Source organism: Kitasatospora sp. NPDC024654 (assembly GCF_055559155.1).
In genome coordinates, this window is the sequence record NZ_JBVHLF010000111.1 from 1 (window position 1) to 18,327 (window position 18,327).

The following is an 18,327-nucleotide window of genomic DNA, read 5'->3' on the forward strand; positions in this document are numbered from 1 at the left end:
CGAGGACTGCTTCGACTGTGCCTGCGGCCTCTACCTCGGCGGCCCGGCCACTTGATCAACACCCCTCCACGAATTAACGCGGAGCAGCACTAGGGCGGCCGGTTGCGCCGGGCGCGCGGTCCGCCGTGCGGGGCGGGCGGTGGCGTGCTGCGATGCGCTCATGCTGATCACCTCGCGCCCGCTCGACGAGTACTGCGAGCTCTTCGGCCTCAGCCGAGCCGCGCTGCGGGCGCTGCCCGGCCGGGTGCTGGACTGCCCGGGCGGCGCCGCCGGACTGGTGGCCGGGGCCCGTACGTTTCGCCTACCCCGAACGCTTCGGGCCAGAAGCCCAGTTGGCCGCGCTGCTGGAGCTGGTCCGGGTCACCGCGCCCGACGGCGAGGTGCTGGTCCACCCGTTGCACGACGGGTTCAGCCGGCGCTGCCCGCACCTGGACGGGCTGCGCTTCGCGCTCGGCCGCCACCGGGTCGCCGGCGAGCTGCGGGTGTCGCGCCGGCCGGCGATACGTGCTCGCCCTGTCCCGGCCGGCTCGCTACCGTGCTGCCCCATGGACGAACTCCTGGACCAGCTCCTGACGGACACCCGCCCTCCTCGGCTGCTGGCGATACCCGGTCTGAGGAACGCCCGCGACCTCGGCGGTCCGGGCCGCCTCCGGTCCGGGCTGCTCTACCGTTCCGGCTGGCTGGCCGAGTTGACCGCGGAGGGCGCCCGTGAGCTGGCCAAGCTGGGTGTCCGGACGGTCCTCGACCTGCGCGACCCGATCGAGCTGGAGCGCTTCCCCGACCGCACCCACGACCTGTCCGTCACCCTCGCGCACTTCCCGCTGCTGCCGCAGGACGGCGTGGACCGCGGCGACCTCCCGCTCACCGAGATCTATCCGCTGATCATCGACACCGCAGGGCCGGTCCTGGTCGCCGCGCTGCGCCGGCTGCTCGAGCCGGCGGCGCTGCCCGCGCTGGTGCACTGCGCGGTGGGCCGCGACCGCACCGGCATCCTGTCGGCGCTGTTGCTGGCCCTGCTGGGGGTGTCGGACGAGGAGATCACCGCCGACTACCTGCTCTCCAACGAGGGCCTGGGCCTGCTGGACGGACCGGTGGAGTACGAGGACGCGCACGGGGTGATCCGGCTGTCGTACCCGGTCCGGGTCGAGTTGATCACCGACCTGCTGGCCCGGGTGCGGTCTCAACACGGCAGCGCGCAGGCGTACTTGGGTGACCACGGACTGACCGACGGCGAAGTGTCCGCGTTGCGTGCGCTGCTGCTGGAATGAGCACCCAACACCGTTCGTGATCGCGTGACTCGGCGCACGCCGAGCAGGCTGAGCAGCGCGATGACACTGCCGAGCGGTGGGACGCTCGCGGCACCGGCCGTCGCGAGGGCGAGCCCGCCCGGCGCGCCGCCGACCGCCACCCCGGCGGACCGGGGGCCGGCGCAGTGGGTCGGGCCGGCCGGCGGTGGGCGCGGTGGCGGCCGGGGCCGGCCGGTCCTCCTCGACCGCGAGACGGGCCTGGCCGGGCCGGTGAGCTGATCGGCCGGTGGCCGGCCTGCTGGCGTACCGACCCCCGGGTACGCAGACGGCCCGTGGGCTGTCTCCGCGGCGGCGAACCGCCGCGGCGCCGGGGATGTACCGGCGAGCCCACGGGCCGGGTGACTGCTGGGATTTTCGCCCGCCGACCCTTGCCGGGTCAGTGGCAGGGGCGGCTCTAGCGAGCAGCCACCTCACGCATCCTGGTGGTACTCAACTCAGGATCACCTCCTTTCAGTGTGTCGCCACGATAGGCAGAGGCTCCGGCCGGAGGCAACGGATTTATTCGGGAACGGCCGAAGGGCCCGGCAGACGAATCTGCCGGGCCCTTCGGTGCCACGTAGTAGCGGGGACAGGATTTGAACCTGCGACCTCTGGGTTATGAGCCCAGCGAGCTACCGAGCTGCTCCACCCCGCGTCGGTGAACCCAACCTTACGGGATGGTCGCGCCGAAGGGAAATCGGGTTTCCGGAGCACTCCGCCCGGGCCGGCCGGGGCAGGCCGCGGCCCAGCAGGCCAGGGCGGTCAGGGCGGCGAAGCAGGGGACCATGAGCAGCAGGTAGACCAGCAGGAAGTCGTGGGTGCCCAGGCCGGCCGCGGCGTTCCAGACGCCGTGCAGGGCGGTCGCCGCCAGCAGCCCGGCCGGGGCGGCGAGGCGGGCCAGCCGGCGGCGCGCGGTGGTCAGCGCGACGGCCAGGCCGAGGCCGGTGAGCGCGGAGAAGAGCGGGTGCGCGAACGGCGAGAGCAGGGCGCGCAGCACGAAGGTGTGCACGGTGTCGTCGTAGTCGCGCAGGCTGGGGCTCAGGCCGAGGCCGATCGAGTCGAGGCGCTGCTGCTGGTCGTCGGTGAAGGCGCGGCCCAGGTAGAGCACGTTCTCGGTGAAGGCGAAGCCGCAGGCGGTGCAGCCGCTGAGGACCAGCCCGACGGCGACCGCGCGGCGGCGCAGCCGGGCGCGGGCCGGCGGGGTCGGGCCGGTGCCCCGGCGGGTCCGGTGACGGCGCAGCGGCAGCACGGTGAGCAGCAGGACGGCGCCCTTGGCGCTCTCCTCGATCAGCGGGGTGGCGAGGTCGGAGCCGAGCGTCGCACCCCGGGCGCTGCCCTGCAGCGAGGTCAGGTAGCTGCTGGCCCAGCCGTTGGCGAGCAGCGCCACCGTGGTGGCCGCGCAGGAACCCCAGGCCAGGCAGAGGGCCAGCCGGGCGGTGGGCACCCGGGCGCTCTGGTTGAGCCAGGCCAGCGCGCCGAGCACGAACGGCAGCGGGAGCAGCGCCAGGCCGAGGCCGACCAGCAGGCCCGTGGTGCCGGTCTGCCGCTGCACCAGGTGCAGGATCGCCACCCCGCAGGCCGCCAGCAGCAGCGTGGTGGCGGCCGGTCCGGCCGGTAACCGGCGCAGACGGTCGGTGGCCCGCTCCGCCCCCGGCCGTCCGGGTGCGGCGGGTCCGTCGAGGGACGGACTGCTCACCCGGGAAGCGTAGGGGACGGCGGCGTCCGGCGGGAGCGGAGTGACACATTCAGTGCCACTCCGTTCACCGGACGTGAGGGCAGCCGGTCAGCGCCTGCGGAACAGCAGGTCGTGGACGACGTGGCCCTTGGCCAGACCGGCGCGCTCGAACTTGGTCACCGGGCGCCAGTCCGGGCGCGGGGCGTAGCCGGGGACGCCGCCGTCGGCGCGCTCCTCCGGCCAGTCGCTGCCGTCGCCCTCGGGGTGCAGGTTGACCAGCTCGGGCCGGGCCGAGAGCACGTCGAGCATCTGCTCGGCGTACGGCTCCCAGTCGGTCGCGCAGTGCACCAGGGCGCCCGGGGCGAGCCGGGGCAGCACCAGGTCGAGGAAGGACGGCTGGACCAGCCGGCGCTTGTGGTGCTTCGGCTTGGGCCACGGGTCGGCGAAGTAGACCCGCAGGCCGGCCAGGCAGGAGTCGGGCAGCATGTCGCGCAGCAGGATCACCGCGTCGCCGGCGGCCAGCCGGACGTTCTGCGCGCCGTTCTTCTCCAGCAGGCTGAGCAGGTTGCCGTGCCCGGGGGTGTGCACGTCCACGGCCAGGATGCCCATGGCCGGGTCGGCGGCGGCCATCGCGGCGGTGGTCTCGCCCATCCCGAAGCCGATCTCCAGGGTGACCGGGAGGCCGCCGAACAGCTCGGGCAGCGAGAGCGGGGTGCCGTCGATCGCCAGGCCCCAGCGCTCCCAGCCGCGGTCCAGCGCGCCGGCCTGGGCCGGGGTCATTCGGCCGCGGCGCGGCTGGAAGCTGCGGATCCGCCGCTCGCTGTGCTGTTCCTCGGTGGCCCGGTGCGGGTACATCGGCGCCGGGTAGCCCGCCGGGGCGGCGGACAGCCGGGCGGACGGGGAGTGCGCGGGACGGGAGGTCGGGCGGCCGCCCTGGGCGGGGAGCTGGGGGGTGGAGGCAGTCGAAGTCACAATGCCGTCGAGTTTACGGGGCCGGTCGAGCGGATCCCAGGGGTGTCAGCCGCCGGCGGCCAGCGCGGCCAGTGCCCGCCGGGCGACCTCCCGTCCGATCGGCAGCGAGGCGGTCGCGGCGGGGGAGGGGGCGTTGAGCACGTGCACCAGGCGGCGCGGCGAGGTGGGGTCGGCCGGGTCGAAGCCGGCGAAGGCGAAGTCGTCCAGCAGCGAGCCGTCCCGGGCCACCGCCTGGGCCCGCACGCCGGCCCCGGCGCGGACCAGGTCCTCGGGCCGGACGGCCGGCAGCAGCCGGCGGACCGCCGCGGTGAAGGCCCGCTTGGAGAGCGAGCGGTGCAACTCCCCGCAGCCGTAGCGCCAGTGCCGCCGGGCGAGCCGCCAACTGCCGGGGAAGCGCAGGGTGTCGGCCAGGTCGCCGAGCCGGACGGTCCGCCAGTCATAGCCCTCGCGGGCCAGCGCGGGCACCGCGTTGGGGCCGACGTGGACGTCCCCGTGGACGCCGCGGGTCAGATGCACGCCGAGGAACGGGAACGCCGGGTCCGGTACCGGGTAGACCAGTCCCCTGACCAGGTCCCGCCGGTCGGGCGCGAGTTCGTAGTACTCGCCGCGGAACGGGACGATCCGCGCGCCCGGGTCGTCGCCGGCCAGCCGGGCCACCCGGTCGCTCTGCAGGCCCGCGCAGTTGACCAGCACCGCACAGCGCAGCTCGTCGGTGCCGGTCCGCACGGTCACGCCGTCCGGGCGGCGGACGATCGCCCGCAGCTCGCTCCCGGTCCGTAGCTCGGCACCCCGCGCCTGAGCCAACTTGGCATAGCGGCGGGCGACTTCGGCGAAGTCGCAGATCCCGGTGGTGGCCACCCGCAGCCCGGCCAGGCCGGCCACTTCGGGCTCGTGGACACGGATCCCGGCCGGCGTCAACTCCTCGACCGGGATGCCGTTGGCCCGTCCGCGCCCGGCCAGCGCGGCCAGCCGGGGCAGCTCGTCGGGGCGGGTGGCGACGATCAGCTTGCCGGTCACCCGGTGCGGCAACTGCTGCGCGCGGCAGAACTCCACCAGCGCGGCGGCGCCCTCGGTGGTGTAGCGGGCCTTCAGCGAGCCGGGGCGGTAGTAGACCCCGCTGTGGATCACCCCGCTGTTGCGGCCGGTCTGGTGGCGGGCCGGGGCGGCCTCCTTCTCCAGCACGCCGATCCGCAGGCCGGGCCGCTCCCCGGTCAGCGCGTAGGCGGTGGCGAGGCCGACGATGCCGCCGCCCACCACCAGGACGTCGTAGTCGTACGCCACCGTGGTCCTCTCCTCGGCCGGTCGCCGTCCGGATCAGGCCGGGGCGGCCAGCACCAGCCGGGCGCGCTCGGTCAACTCCCTGACCCGGCGCTCCCCCTGGTAGGGCTCCAGGCGGCGGATCATCTCCAGCACGTACTCCCGGCTGCGCTGCGAGGAGATCCGTCCGGCCACCTCCACGGCGCGCTCGCCGGCCTCCACGGCGGCGTCCAGGTTGCCGGCCTCCGCCTCGGCCATCGCGGAGACCACCAGACGCAGCCCGTGCGAGCGGACGAAGCCCTCGGTCGGGCGGGCCAGCGCCTCCCGGGTGAACTGGCGCACCTTGGCGGGCACGCCGAGGTCGCGGAAGCACTCGGCGGCGTCGGCGGCCAGCCGGTCGTAGGCGTAGAAGTCGATCCAGGCCGGATCGGGATCCCCGGCGCGTGATCGTTCCAGCGCGCCCTCAGCGGCGGCGAGCGCCGCCGAACACGCCGGCGCGTTGCCCGCGCGGGCCTGCGCGCGGGCCTCCACCAGGTGGAAGAAGCTCATGGTCCGGGCGGTGGCCAGGCCGCGGTTGCGCTCCAGGGCCGCCTGGGCCAGGTCGACCGCCTCCTCGGCGAAGCCGCGGTAGCAGGCCTGCAGGCTCATCGAGGCCAGCACGTAGCCGCCGAGCGGCAGGTCGGCGGCGGCCCGGGCCAGCCGCAGCGCCTGGATGTAGTAGCGCTGGGCCGCCTCGTGCTGGCCGGTGTCGAACGCCATCCAGCCGGCCAGTCTGGTCAGTTCGGCGGTCGCGCCGAACAGCGCCCGGCCCACCGCGTCGCTGTAGGAGGCGAGCAGCAGCGGCGCCGCCTCCACCCGCAGGCACTCCGGGACCATCGACGAACGCCAGTCACCGCCGCCGTACTTGGAGTCCCAGTGGCGGGCCTCCTGGGCGGCCTCGCGCAGTTTGGCGGCGTCCGACTGCCCGACCCGGTAGGAGGGGCGCTCGGTGCCGGACCGGGCGGCGGGGAGGGCGGGGGTGGCCTGGCCGGCGGCGGTGGCAGGGGCGGACGCGGCGCTCGGCGGGGCCGCCGGTGGGCGGGCGCCGGCCTCGTTCGCGGGCCGCTCGCCGCGGGCCACCGAGCCGTCCGCCGGGGTGATCAGCCAGCGGGCCACCGGCGTCGCGTACGCCGCCACCGAGAACGTCCCGGCCAGGCTGTCGCTCCACCGTCCGCCGCCCGGCCCGCGACGCAGCTCCAGGTCGACCCGCCACAGGTCGGTCGCCGAGCGGACGGCGTTCGCGACCTCGCGGGGGAAGGCCAGCCCCAGCTCCGGGGTGGGGTCGGTGTCGCCGAGCCCGATCTCCTCCAGCGGGACCGGCCGGCCCAGCTTGCCGCCGATCGCGGTGGCGATCAGGTGCGGCACCGGGCCCTGCGGGACCATCCCCTTGCCGACCCAGCGGGCCACCGAGGTCTTGTCGTAGCGCAGCGTCAGGCCGCGCTGGGCGCCCAGGTCGTTGACCCGGCGGGCCAGGCCGGCGTTGCTGATCTGGGCCTGCGTCAGCAGGGCGCCGAGCCGTTCGTTCGGTCCTCGTGGGCTGATGCTCATGGCGGCGGCGGCACCCCCTGGCGGTGTTCTCGCGGTGTATCCGAAGGCCTGTGCGGCGTGGGTGGCTCACGGGGCGGGCCGATTCTGCGGGCAGGCCCCGCCCGATGCGGTGGAACCTAGCGTAGTCGGCCGGGTTCCCAGGGTTAAGGGGCGGCATTCCGGTTGGCGGGATCGCGCACTCCGGGCCGTCCGGGCGGGGTGGCCGGAGGGGTGGCGCACGGGGGGTGGCGATCGGGCTCCCGGACGTCGTGGCGTCGGCACGGCACGGCCGGTCCTTCGGTCGGGGGAGCGCGTCGCCGGTGAGGAGTGCCGTGCTCCGGTCCCGTGTCCACGTGCGCCCACCTGTGCCCCCTGGCTCGTCCGACGGCGCAGCAGTTCGCTAGGGGCTGTGGGTCGGCCCGCCGTCGAGGACCCGGCGGGCCGGGGGATGCCGCTGCCTCTGTTCCCCGCGGGCGGTGGCCGAGGTCCGGGAGGGCATGCGGATGCCCTCCCGGGCTTGCGCCGCTTTTCGGCCATGTGGCCATGGCCATGACGCCTTTGCCGGACGGTGCCGCGGTCCTGGCGTTCGCGCTGGTCCAGGCACCAGCGAGGGGTCGGGCGGCCGGTTCGGCCCGGGTACGGTGCGCCGCGAATCGGACGCGCGGCGCACCGCACCCGACCGGGGCCGACCGGATCGGCCGGTCCGATCCGGCCGGAGCGGCGGAGCGACCGGGGTGCGGTCGGCCTCCCAGCCGCGCGGCCCGGGCCACGGAGGGGGAGGCCCGGTCCGCGCGGCGCCTGGTGTCCCGACCATTTCCCGACGCTATTTCCTGACTTGTCCTCCCTGTCCCCGGAATCACCCGACCCCGGGCGAGGACGCGTTCCCCGCCACCGATGGCACGATGTCTCCTGGCGCGGGCCCGACCTGACGAAAGGTCGCCGGCCGCGCCCCGAGACGTCCACACCCGGTGGAGGCGCGATGCGGTGGCTGACGGGCTGGAGCGGCGGAGTGTCCGGCTCCCGGATCCCGCCCCCTCGGCGGTCCGTCCCGGCCTCGCCGGGGGCGCGCCCATCCGGCCCGCACGCCCCGCCGACCTCTCGCACGCCGTCCGCACACCCCGCCCTGCACGAGGCGCTGGAGGCGCTGGCCGCCGTCCGCCCGCTGGCCGCCACCACGCTCTGGGAGGGCCCCGACCCGCTCTGGGCGGTCGGCGACTGGCGGCCCGAGGAGCTCCGGCAGGCCGTGCTGCGGCCCGGGCGACCCCCCGAGGTGCTCACCGGCCCGGTCACCAGCGACCTCTCCGCCGACCCGGAGAGCGTGGTCCGGCTCGCCGTGCTCGGCCACTGCGGCGCCACCGACGACGAACTCGTGGCCGGCCTGGCCGCCGCCCGCGGTGGCGCGGTCCGCCACCTGTCCGGCTGGCCCGGCAGCTACACCGTGGTGCTGCGGAGCGGCACCCGCAGCACCCTGCTGCTCACCGACCTGGCCGGGGCGCAGCCGGTCTTCCACACCCCCTGGTGCGGCGGCACCGCCTACGCCACGGCCGGCCTGCCGCTGGCCGACCTGATCGGCGCCGCGGTGGACACCGGCCACCTGGCCGCCCGGCTGGCCTGCCCGGAGTCGCCCGAGGCACTCGGCACCGGCACCCCGTACGTCGGCGTGCAGCGGGTCCCGCCCGGCCACACGCTGGCGGTGCGCGCCGGCCGGGCGCAGCTGACCTCGTACGACGACGAGGGTGCGGCGGGCAGCGGGTCGGGCCCGGGTGGGGAGGCGCCGGCCGTCCGGGAGCTGACCCGCAGCCTGCTGGAGGCGGTCCGGTCCCGGGTGCGCAGCTCGCCGGCCGGCCCGGGCCCGGGCCCCGACCGGCCGCGGATCGGCGCCGACCTCTCGTACGGGACGGCCTCGACCACGGTGGCGCTGCTGGCCGCCGCGGTGCCGATCGGGCGCGGCCCGGTCGGCACGGAGCCGGTCGGCACGGAGCCGGTGGCCGCGGCCCCGCGCAGTGGCGCGACCCGGGGCTCCTGGGCCAGGCCCGCGCACCGCGAGCCGGTCGGGCCCGCCGAGCCCGAGCTGCTCACCGCCGTCACCCTGCGGGAGTCGCCGCCGACCGCCCCGGCGGCGCCCGACGCCGCGCGGCTGCGGCACACCGTACTGGCCGCCACCCCGGAGACCCTGCCGTTCGCGGACCTGGCCGACGACCCGCTGGCCGGCCCGCTCCCCGACGAGCCCGGCCGGGCGCTGACCAGCGCCGCCGCGATCGGTGCCCGGCTGCGCGCGGGTGGCAGCGACCACCTGACCGGCTACGGCGCCCGGCAGGTCCTGGACGGGCACCCGGCCCGGCTGGCCGACCTGGTCCGGGACGGCCGGCCGCGCGAGCTGCTGCCGCCGGTCGCCGCGCTGGCGGGCGCCGACCGGGCGCTGGCCGGGACGCTCACCGGGGCGGTCCGCACCCCGGTCACCGTGCTGCGGGCGGCCCGCCGGCTGGCCCGCCGGCCGTACGCCGAGGCGCTGGACGACGCGGCGGTCCAGCTCACCGCGCGTCGCGGTCCGGACGGGGCGCGGGCCCGCGCCGGTGTGCTCGGCGGCGCGCGGATCAGCGCACGCTCCGGCGCGCAATTCACCGCAGGGGCGCACTCGGCCGCCGACCTGGTCTGGTGTGTGCCCGGGCCGGCCGCCCGCTGGCTCTCCGACGACGCGCTCTCCGCGGTCGCGCTGCGGCTCCGGCTGGCCGGCCGCGGGCCGGCACCGGCCGAGATGCCCGGCGCCCGGCGGGCCCGGCTGGCGCTGCACCACCACGCCGCCGGCTACCGCGTCCTGGTGCAGGCCGCCGAGCAGCACGGGCAGCGACTGCACGCGCCGTTCCTGGACAACCGGGTGGTCCGGGCCGCCCGGCTGCTCCCGCTCGACGTCCGGCTGCAACCGGGCGCCCGGCCGGCGCTGCTGCGGGCGGTGCTGGCCGGCGCGGGCCGGGCCGACCTGCCCGCCGACTGGGGGCGTGCGCCGCGTCCGAACCGGGCCGACGCCGCCCGCGAGGGGCTGCGCCAAGTGGCCGATCCGCTGGCCGAGCTGTTCCGCGAGCCGCTGCTCGCCGAGGCCGGGCTGATCGACCTGCCGGCCGTCCGGCGCGCCCTCGGGCGGGCCACCGACCAGCACGCCACCCTCCCACCGGGAGCCCTGGACGGCCTGACCGACCTGATCGCCACCGAGCTGTGGCTGCGCCGCTGGCAGGCCCGCCGGCACGGTTCGTGCTGGACCGGTCTGCCGCTCCCGCAGCGGCGCGCGGTCGCCGGGGCCCGGTTCCACTGAGCCCCGCCGCTGTGGCGTTGCCGGACGACGACCACGGGCACCCGGATCATGACGGTGTGACCAGCAGCGACCCGTCCAGCGATCCGGCCACCGCCGACCGGCCCGCCCCCGTGACGTTCTCCACCCTCCCGCCCGGCCCGCCGCAGCCCCCCGGCATCCTGGCGGCCTGCGACGGCTCGGACGGTTCGCTCTGGGCGCTGGACCGGGCGATGACCGAGGCCGAGCTGTTCGGCCTCCCGCTCCACGTGCTCGCCGTGGTCGACCCGTCCCCCGGCGGTTACCCGCCCGGCATGACCGAACTCGTGCAGGAGAGCACCGAGCGGCTCACCGCGAGCACGGCGGACGGGCTGCGCCGCGCGGTGGCCACCGTCGAGCGGGCCCGCGACCGGCCGTTCGAGGGCCGGCTGTCGCTGCAGGTGGTGCTCGGGCAGGTGATCCAGGAGCTGCTCGCCTGCAGCGCCGGCCAGCACACCCTGGTGGTCGGGGCCCGCGGCAACGGCGGCTTCAGCCGGCTGCTGCTCGGTTCGGTGAGCACGGCCGCGGTGCACCACGCGGCCTGCCCGGTGCTGGTGGTCCCGGCCCCGGCCCGCCGCTGAGCCACCCGACAGGGGAATAGCAACCCGGACATTTCGGTTCACCCGTCCGGTCCAGTTGCCGCCCCCTCTGTTGACAGGAGCCCCCGCCCCATGAAGGTCGAGATCTACTCGGACATCGCCTGCCCGTGGTGCTACATCGGCAAGCGCCGCTTCGACCAGGCGCTCGAACGCTTCGCGGGCCGGGCCGACGTCGAGGTGGTCTACCGGCCGTACCAGCTGGTCCCGGACGCGCCGGCGACGGCCAGCCCGCACCGCGCCTGGCTGGCCGAGCGGTACGGCCCGCAGTCGGTGGCGATGGACGCCCGGGTGGCCGAGCTGGGCCGCGCCGAGGGCATCGCCTACGACTTCGACGCCGCGCTGCACGCCAACACCTTCCTCGGCCACCGGCTGCTGCACCTGGCGGAGAGCGAGTACGGCCCGGCCGTCCAGGGCGTGCTCAAGGAGGCGCTGCTCAAGGCGCACTTCAGCGACGGTGTGGACGTCGGCGACCGGGCCGCGCTCACCGAGGTCGCGGTGGCGGCCGGCCTCGACCGGCAACGGGTGACCGACTACCTGGCCGGCGAGGAGGGCGCGGCGGAGGTCCGCGCCCAGCTCGCCGAGGCCCGCGCGCTGGGTGTCAGCGCCGTGCCGACCTTCGTCTTCGAGGGCCGCTGGGCGGTCCAGGGCGGGCAGGAGACCGAGACCTTCCTGCGGGTGCTGGAGCAGGTGGCGGTCGAGACCGGTGCCACCGTCCCGGTGGCGGACGGCGCCGAGGCCTGCGCGGACGGCACCTGTGCGGTGCCGGGCGCCTGACGCGCGATCAGCAGGTGACCCGGGCGCTGGCCCAGTCGGCCAGGTTCCCGGCCGACCACCAGCCGTCGGTCGGATCGACCACCAGCCGGATCGAGTGCTGGCCGGCCAGCGGCACGTGCACCGGCACCGGCACGTCCCCGGCGTGCAGTGCGGGGGACGTCCAGAGCCGCTGCCCGTCGTCGCCGGTGACCGAGAAGACCACCCGCCCGGGCGCGAGCGACAGGTCGTCCAGCCCGACCACCGCGTCGTAGGCGGTGCAGGCCCGGTCGAGTTCGACGGTCACCGTCGAGGGGGCGTGCACGGTGATGCCGCGCGGATAGAACTCACCGGACATCCGCAGGCCCTGGCGCTGCCAGAGCCAGTCGCTGCCCCGACGGTCGATCACCGGGCCGGACTGCGGCGCCCGGTCGCCGCCCCGGCCGAACGGCAGCTCGTCCATCCAGTAGCTGGTCGGCGGCAGCGCCGGAGGGCTGGTCGGCACGGTCGGCGGAGTCGCCACGGGGGCCGGCGCCGGCGTCGGGACCACCGGGCGCACGGGCGTCGGCACCGCCGGCGGGATCGGCACCGGTGGTGGCGGTGGGGCGGGCGCGACGACCGCGCGGCTCGCGGCCGGGATCGGGACGGGGGACGGCGTCGGCGCCGGGGGCCTGGTCGGGGCCGCCGGGGACGGGGCGGCCGGGGTCGGTGCCGCAGGGGGCGTCGGCGCGGCCGTCACCGTGGGGGGTGGTGACGGCGGCGGCGCCGGGGCGGCCGGGGCGCTGCTGGTCGGCGCGGGCTCGGCAGCGGGCGGCGCCGGCCGCGAGCCACCGGTCAGCGCGTAGGCGACGGCGGCCACGGCGGCCACCGCCACGGCGGCCGCGATGCCCGCCTTGGCCGCGGTACCGATCCCCTCGCCGCCGGCCGCCCCGGCGCCGCCGGCCGCCCCCGCGCCGCCGGCACCCGCTGCCGCTGACCCGCCCGCGGACCCCGCCGCCGCGCCCCCGGCCGCCGCACCGCCCGCCAGCGCACCCGCGCCGAGCGCGGCCGCCGAGAACGCCCCACCGCCGACCCAGAGCAGCACGCCACCAGGCAGCACCACCCGCAGGCCGTGGTTGATGTCGACCAGCTCCAGATAGGCGGCCGTGCACCGGTCGCACTCCCGCAGGTGCTGGCCGACCTCGGCGGAGGCCCGCTTGCGCAGCGCCCCCCGGGCGTACCGGCCCAGCCGGTTGGCGTACTCCTCGCAGCCCTGCGGCCGGTCGTCCGCCACGTGGGCCTGCAGGAACCCGGCCGCCAGCCGCGAGCGCGCGCGGTGCGCCTGCACGGCGGTGGCGTTGGCGGTCTTGCCGAGCAGCACCGCGACGGTCTTCGGCGACTCCTGCTCGACCTCGGTGTGCCAGAGCAGCACCCGATCGTCCTCGGGTAGTTCGGCGAAGGCCCGCATCACCATCCGCTGGTCCGCCTGCGCCATCGCCCAGGCGTCCGCGCCCGGGTCGGCGAGGTCGCACTCGATCGCGGCGGCGGTCGCGGACTGGGTGAACGCGCCGAAGTCGTCGACCAGTTGCTCACGCCGCTCGCTGCGCGCCCAGGCCGCGGCGACGTTGCGGACGGCGGTCAGCAGGTAGGCGCGGACCGCGAACTGCGGTCCCTTGCCGGCCTTCAGCGCCTGCAGGGTGCGGGCGAAGACCTCACCCGCGAGATCCTCGGCGGTGAAGCTGTCCCGGCAGCACGAACGGGCGTACCGGCGCACCGAGTCGGCGTGCCGGCGGTACAGCTCCTCGTACGCGCGGTCGTCGCCGGCCCGCACCGCGGCGGTCAACTCGGCGTCGGAGGGCGGCCGGTCGCCGTCCACGGGGTCGGCCGGCGGCGGCACGGTGCCGAGCGGGACCCGGCCGTCGGGCTCCGGGAGGGAGCGCGGGCCGGCGCGGTCGACGAACGCCTCCGGGGTGACCCCGCCCTGCCCGGGGTTGGCCTGGGCGGGGACCCGCCCGGCCACCCCGGGGGTGGAGGACGGCCCGGAGAGCGACTCCCGGGACGGGGCACCGCCCTGACCCGGGACCTGACCGGCGGTCGGCTCGGTGCCCGGTTCGATGCCGAACCCGGCGTAGTCGTACTCGTCCCGCTCCTCGGCGCTCATCGCCCGCTCCAACGATGGCGAGCCGGAAGCACCTTCGGCGCACCACCGACCGCGGTGCTCCGAAGGGTGCGCACTGGGACATTGGCTCCAACCACGGCCAAAGAATGGCATAGCGGCGGGTGGTGCGGAAGCCAGAGTCGTTCGGACCCACTCTTCCGGGGAGCACGCCGACGTCCTGTCCGGCCGCGGCGTCCACGCCAGTTGACGCCGGCCCCCGTGCCGGCCCCGGGTCAGCCGGCCCGCAGGCCGTCCAGCAGGATGCGCAGCAACCGCGTGGCGGGTTCCTCCGCGCTCGCACTGACGCCCCGCCCGATCGAGGCCGGCACGGCGGCGGTGAGCACCAGGACGATCTCCGACACCGTGATCCCGCCGCGCAGCTCGCCCGCGGCGGCGGCCCGGGCGACCAGCGCGGCCAGCAGCTGGAGCAGCCGGCGCGGTTCGGCGTCGGGGGTGCCGACGGCACCCAGCAGCGCGGTCGGCACCGCACCGAGCCCGGGCGTGGGCTCGTCCGCACCCTGCGGGTCCGCGACCACCGACCCCGTCGCCGCCCAGGCCCCGAAGGTCCCGAGCGGCTCCGCGCCGTCCCGCGGCAGCCGCTGCTCGGGCACCCGGGCCAGCTCCTCGGCGTACCGGAACGCCTCCGGCGGAAGCAGCCGCCCGGCCCCGCTGGCCACCGCGGTCGCCAGATACGTCGCCAGTGCCTCCCACGGCCCGGCCGACCCGTACAGCGCCTCCCGGGCCCGCGCGGTCAGCCAGGCGACCTCCTCCGCGGCGATCCGCTGGACCAGCACCTCCTTGCTGGGGAAGCGCCGGTACACCGTGCCGACGCCGACCCCGGCGCGCCGGGCCACCTCCTCCATCGGCGCGTCGTAGCCGAGTTCGCCGAACACCTCGCGGGCGGCGCGCAGCACACTCTCCAGGTTGCGCCGCGCGTCCACCCGCAGCCGGGCCCCGCCGGCCGGCCGCTCGCCCGGGCCGGCACCGCCCGCAGCCGGCCGCTCGCCGTCCGTCCGTCGCTCGCCGTCCGCGGGCTCGTGCCGCGCCCCGCCGTTGATCTCCCGGTACCCACCGGGCAGCGGGGACCGCTGCTCCGGCACGGCAGCCGGTACCGCGCCGAGCTGCGCGGCCGGTTCCCCCAGCACGTGATCCTGTTCCATCGTTCCAACCCTCCCCCATCGGAGCCCGGTCCGGACGCTACGCGTGGTCCGCGCAGCCGTCCTCGGCACGCCGCGACCCGGCGTCACCGGTCGGCCCCCGGGGTGGCGCCCGAATGACCGTCAGCCCGGAGCGCACGGGCCGGGATCGCCTGCGGACTACCCTTCCCCGTTTCAGCGTGCACCAGTCGGGCCGGTCGGCCAACGGTAAATCAGGCCGTAATGGATTCACCACCCGGGGTGACGAATTGACGTCGCCCGAGCCGCCCGGAACCCCTGCCCGCACCGCGCCCGGTCCGGCGGATCCGGTACGCGCTGTGGACAAGAGACGCTTCCCCGGTGCGTCATGGATGCGTGAACCAGGTCACATCGACAGGGGGTGGCACCATCCGGATCCTGATCGTGGGCGGCGGATGCGCCGGGCTGACCGCGGCGCTGCGGTTGCAGCACGGGCTGCGGGACCAACTCCGTTCCGGCCGGGCGGAGATCACCCTGGTCGAGACCACGCCCTACCTGACCTACCGGCCGCTGCTGGCCGAGGTCGCGGCGGGCTCGATCGACCCCCGGCACGTGGTGGTCCCGCTGCGCCGCGCACTGCCGCGCTGTCGGGTGCTGACCGCCCGGATCGCCCGGATCGACCACGCCCGGCGGCGCGCCTGGCTGCTGCCGGCGAGCGGCCAGGAGCTCGAACTCGACTATCAGCAGCTGATTCTGACGGTAGGTTCGGTGTCCCGACGGCCGGCACTGCCCGGACTGGCCGAGCACGGCCGCGGGTTCGACAGCGTCGGCGCGGCGGTCGGGCTGCGCAACCACGTGCTGGCCCAGCTCGACCTCGCCTCGTCCACGCGGGACCCCGAACTCCGGCAGGCCGCACTGACGTTCGTCTTCGTCGGAGCCGGGTACGCCGGGGTCGGCGCGCTCGCCGAACTGGAGGACATGGCCCGGCACGCGCTGCGCGGCTACCCCAACCTCGGCCCGGAGGACCTGCGCTGGGTGCTGGCCGAGGCCGCGGACCGGATCCTGCCCGAGGAGGAGCCGGTGCTCGCCGAGCACGCCCTGGTCCAACTGCGCGAGCGCAACGTGGACATCCGGCTGGCCACCACCCTGGAGTCCGCCCAGAGCCGGGTGGTGGCGCTCTCGGACGGCAGCCGGTTCGCCGCCCGCACCCTGGTCTGGACGGCCGGGGTGCGGCCCGCGCCGCTGCTCGCCGCCACCGACCTCCCGCTGGACGACGTCGGGCGGGTGCGATGTCTGGGCACGCTCCAGGTGACCGGCCCGGAAGGCGGCGCGCTCGGCGACGCCTGGGCGGCCGGCGACTGCGCGGCGGTGCCCGACCCGCGGGCGACGTTCGGCGAGCCCTGCCCGCCGAACGCCCAGCACGCGCTGGCCCAGGCCACGGTGCTCGCCGACAACCTGCTGGCGGCCCTCGGCGGTCGGCCGGTCCAGTCGTACCGTCCCGCGCCGGCCGTGGTCTCCACTTCGCTCGGGCTGCGGCGCGGCGTCGCGCACCGGGACGGGCGCGGCCTCAGTGGCCGCCGGGCCTGGCTGCTGCACCGGGCCCGTACGCTGCGCGGGCTGCCCAGCCCGGACCGCCGGGTGCGGGTGCTGGCCGACTGGGTGCTGGGTGCGGTCTTCGCCCGCGAGGCGGTGTCGCTCGGCGCGCTGGAGCACCCGCGGGCCGAGTTCGAGGCGGCGACGGGCACGCCGGAGTCCTGACCCGGACCGCCACCGGGCCACCGGGCCACCTCCTTCCCCCGGCCCGGCGGCCGGGAGGCGCCCCGGGACGGAGCCCGGGGGAGAGCCGTACAACACGACCAACACACGTACGACTTCCAGAACCGCTCCTTCACCTGACAGGATCTGCCTGACACCATCGTCACGCCGAGTGCAAACGCCAGTACGAAACGTGACTGACCCTGCGATCCGAGAAAGCGACAGTCGGTTGAACCTCATGCGCTGGAGTGCGCGGCTCACCGGGGCCCCGTGGCGGCTCGCGTCTCCACCGGACGACCCGGTCGCCCTGCCCGGCCCGCGCGACCCGCTCGGCGGCCCGGGCGGCTCGGGCGGCCAGCTCTGCCCGGACCACCTGCTCGACCTGCACGAGCTGTACGACCTGCGCGAGGTGCTGGGCCGGCTGCCCGCGCCGGTCGCCGTCACCTACGGCGCGCGGCACCGGCTGGGCTACGCCAACCACGCCTACCACCAGCTGTTCGGCAGCCACCTGGCCGGACTGCCCGCCGACGAGGCGATGCCGGAGCTGGCGGAGCTGGGCGTGCTGCCCCTGCTCGACCAGGTGCTCCGCAGCGGACGGGCCCGCAGCGTCAAGGCCCGCACCATCCTGGACCCGGGCCCGGGCGGCCGGCCGCGCTGCTTCAACGTCTCCTGCGTGCCGCTGGTCCCGAACGAACGCGCCGGCCTGGGGAGGGACCTCCCGCCCGCGCCCGCGGTCGGGGTGCTGATCTTCGCGGCCGAGGTCACCGACCAGGTGCAGGCCGCCAGCCGGCTGCGCGAGGCGGAACGCCGCCAGCGGGAGGCCGCGGTGACCCTGCAGCGCAGCCTGCTGCCGCAGAAGTTGGAGCAGCCCGCCGACCTCCGGGTCGCCGCCACCTACCAGCCCGGCGGCGCCGATGCGGCGGTCGGCGGCGACTGGTACGACGTGATCAGCCTGCGCGGCGGCCGGACCGCGCTGGTGATCGGCGACGTGATGGGCCGTGGCCTGCGGGCCGCCGCGGTGATGGGCCAGCTGCGCACGGCGGTGCGTGCCTACGCCCGGCTGGACCTGCCACCGCACCAGGTGATGGCCCTGCTGGACGGCCTCGCCATGGAGATCGACGCCAACCAGATCGCCACCTGCGTCTACGCCGTCTACGACCCTCCCCCGGACTCCGCCCCGGGGGCACCTCCCGGTCCCCAGGCCGGGACGATCAGCTACGCCTCGGCCGGGCACCTCCCGCTGATGCTGCGCTGCCCGGACGGCACCGTGCTCCAGGGCGAGCAGCAGAACGGCCCGCCACTGGGCACCGGAGACGGCAGCCACACCTCGCACTCGCTGCGACTGCTCCCCGGCACCACCGGCGTCCTCTACACCGACGGCCTGGTCGAGCGCCGGGACCAGGACATCGACCACGGCCTGGGCCGGCTCGCCCGCACGCTGGCCGGCGCGGTCGGCTCGCCCGACGTGGTCTGCGCCCGGCTGCTCCGGGCGATGGGGGTCACCGCGGACCACGACGACGACGTGGCCGTGCTCGCCTTCCAGCTGCCGACCCGGGAGGTTGACTCGGTCCCCGCAGAGGTCTAGTGTTCCTCGAGCTGCCTGTCAGGGAGCACCGGACACGCGTCTGCGCGGCCGGTCCCGGGTGCAGCCACTCTCTCGAAACACCATTCACAGCAAGAAGCCCGGCCTTTCGCGCGCTGTCGCGGGCCGGTCTGTTTTGTCGTGTCTGCATTTCCGGGAGTGGGTCCGGATTCGCTTTTCGGAGCGGGACTGGGCTAAAGTTTGAGGCGTCGGACGGGCCGTCAGGTCGGTTACGGCGAAGGCCACTTGAAGGCCGGAGGGCATGGAGGATCTGCTAGGATCTGAAGCGCCGGAAGGCGGTCGAAAGGCCA

12 protein-coding genes, 1 tRNA gene and 1 pseudogene are annotated in these 18,327 nt (G+C 76.4%); 7 read left to right on the plus strand and 7 right to left on the minus strand.

All coding sequences use genetic code 11. The features are described 5' to 3' along the window. The first annotated feature begins 332 nt into the window (after positions 1-332). On the plus strand, positions 333-1,268 hold the full coding sequence (locus tag ACZ38L_RS34680; RefSeq protein ID WP_465701120.1) for a tyrosine-protein phosphatase: 936 nt from the start codon (positions 333-335) through the stop codon (positions 1,266-1,268). 60 nt (positions 1,269-1,328) lie between these two features. Further along, positions 1,329-1,526, plus strand: a complete 198-nt coding sequence (locus ACZ38L_RS34685) for a hypothetical protein (protein WP_465701122.1) — start codon at positions 1,329-1,331, stop codon at positions 1,524-1,526. 341 nt (positions 1,527-1,867) lie between these two features. Here ACZ38L_RS34685 and ACZ38L_RS34690 read toward each other — a convergent pair. The 5 genes from ACZ38L_RS34690 to ACZ38L_RS34710 all read right to left on the minus strand — a co-directional run bounded on the left by ACZ38L_RS34690 (position 1,868) and on the right by ACZ38L_RS34710 (position 6,777). Then, a tRNA-Met gene (locus tag ACZ38L_RS34690) sits at positions 1,868-1,941 on the minus strand. A 15-nt stretch (positions 1,942-1,956) separates the two neighbouring features. Then, entirely contained in the window at positions 1,957-2,982 is a 1,026-nt protein-coding gene (locus tag ACZ38L_RS34695) for a PrsW family intramembrane metalloprotease (protein WP_465701124.1), read from the minus strand. 87 nt (positions 2,983-3,069) lie between these two features. After that, positions 3,070-3,933, minus strand: coding sequence for a tRNA (guanosine(46)-N7)-methyltransferase TrmB (gene trmB / locus ACZ38L_RS34700; RefSeq protein WP_465701126.1), 864 nt, complete (start codon positions 3,931-3,933; stop codon positions 3,070-3,072). Positions 3,934-3,978: 45 nt separating this feature from the next. Next, positions 3,979-5,214, minus strand: a complete 1,236-nt coding sequence (gene lhgO, locus ACZ38L_RS34705) for an L-2-hydroxyglutarate oxidase (RefSeq protein WP_465701128.1) — start codon at positions 5,212-5,214, stop codon at positions 3,979-3,981. 33 nt (positions 5,215-5,247) lie between these two features. Then, a complete protein-coding gene (locus ACZ38L_RS34710; protein WP_465701130.1) occupies positions 5,248-6,777 on the minus strand; it encodes an MFS transporter in 1,530 nt (509 codons plus the stop codon). 958 nt (positions 6,778-7,735) lie between these two features. Between ACZ38L_RS34710 and ACZ38L_RS34715 the strand changes: the two genes are divergently transcribed. From ACZ38L_RS34715 to ACZ38L_RS34725, 3 genes are all read left to right on the plus strand, one after another. Further along, positions 7,736-10,063, plus strand: coding sequence for an asparagine synthase-related protein (locus ACZ38L_RS34715; protein ID WP_465701133.1), 2,328 nt, complete (start codon positions 7,736-7,738; stop codon positions 10,061-10,063). A 56-nt stretch (positions 10,064-10,119) separates the two neighbouring features. Further along, positions 10,120-10,659: a universal stress protein gene (locus ACZ38L_RS34720; RefSeq protein WP_465701135.1), complete on the plus strand. Its 540-nt coding sequence runs from the start codon at positions 10,120-10,122 to the stop codon at positions 10,657-10,659. A 90-nt stretch (positions 10,660-10,749) separates the two neighbouring features. Beyond that, positions 10,750-11,451: a DsbA family oxidoreductase gene (locus ACZ38L_RS34725; protein WP_465701137.1), complete on the plus strand. Its 702-nt coding sequence runs from the start codon at positions 10,750-10,752 to the stop codon at positions 11,449-11,451. 7 nt (positions 11,452-11,458) lie between these two features. Here ACZ38L_RS34725 and ACZ38L_RS34730 read toward each other — a convergent pair whose 3' ends face one another. Together ACZ38L_RS34730 and ACZ38L_RS34735 are read right to left on the minus strand one after the other, a co-directional pair. Beyond that, a complete protein-coding gene (locus ACZ38L_RS34730) occupies positions 11,459-13,567 on the minus strand; it encodes a sigma-70 family RNA polymerase sigma factor (RefSeq protein WP_465701139.1) in 2,109 nt (702 codons plus the stop codon). Positions 13,568-13,797: 230 nt separating this feature from the next. Next, positions 13,798-14,724 (minus strand): TetR/AcrR family transcriptional regulator, encoded by a 927-nt coding sequence (locus ACZ38L_RS34735; RefSeq protein ID WP_465701141.1) that lies wholly within the window; start codon positions 14,722-14,724, stop codon positions 13,798-13,800. Positions 14,725-15,075: 351 nt separating this feature from the next. Between ACZ38L_RS34735 and ACZ38L_RS34740 the strand changes: the two genes are divergently transcribed. Beyond that, positions 15,076-16,437, plus strand: a complete 1,362-nt coding sequence (locus ACZ38L_RS34740) for an NAD(P)/FAD-dependent oxidoreductase (protein ID WP_465701143.1) — start codon at positions 15,076-15,078, stop codon at positions 16,435-16,437. A gap of 226 nt (positions 16,438-16,663) precedes the next feature. Then, positions 16,664-17,989 (plus strand): annotated as a pseudogene (locus tag ACZ38L_RS34745) (PP2C family protein-serine/threonine phosphatase); the annotation flags it as partial. Positions 17,990-18,327 lie beyond the last annotated feature (338 nt).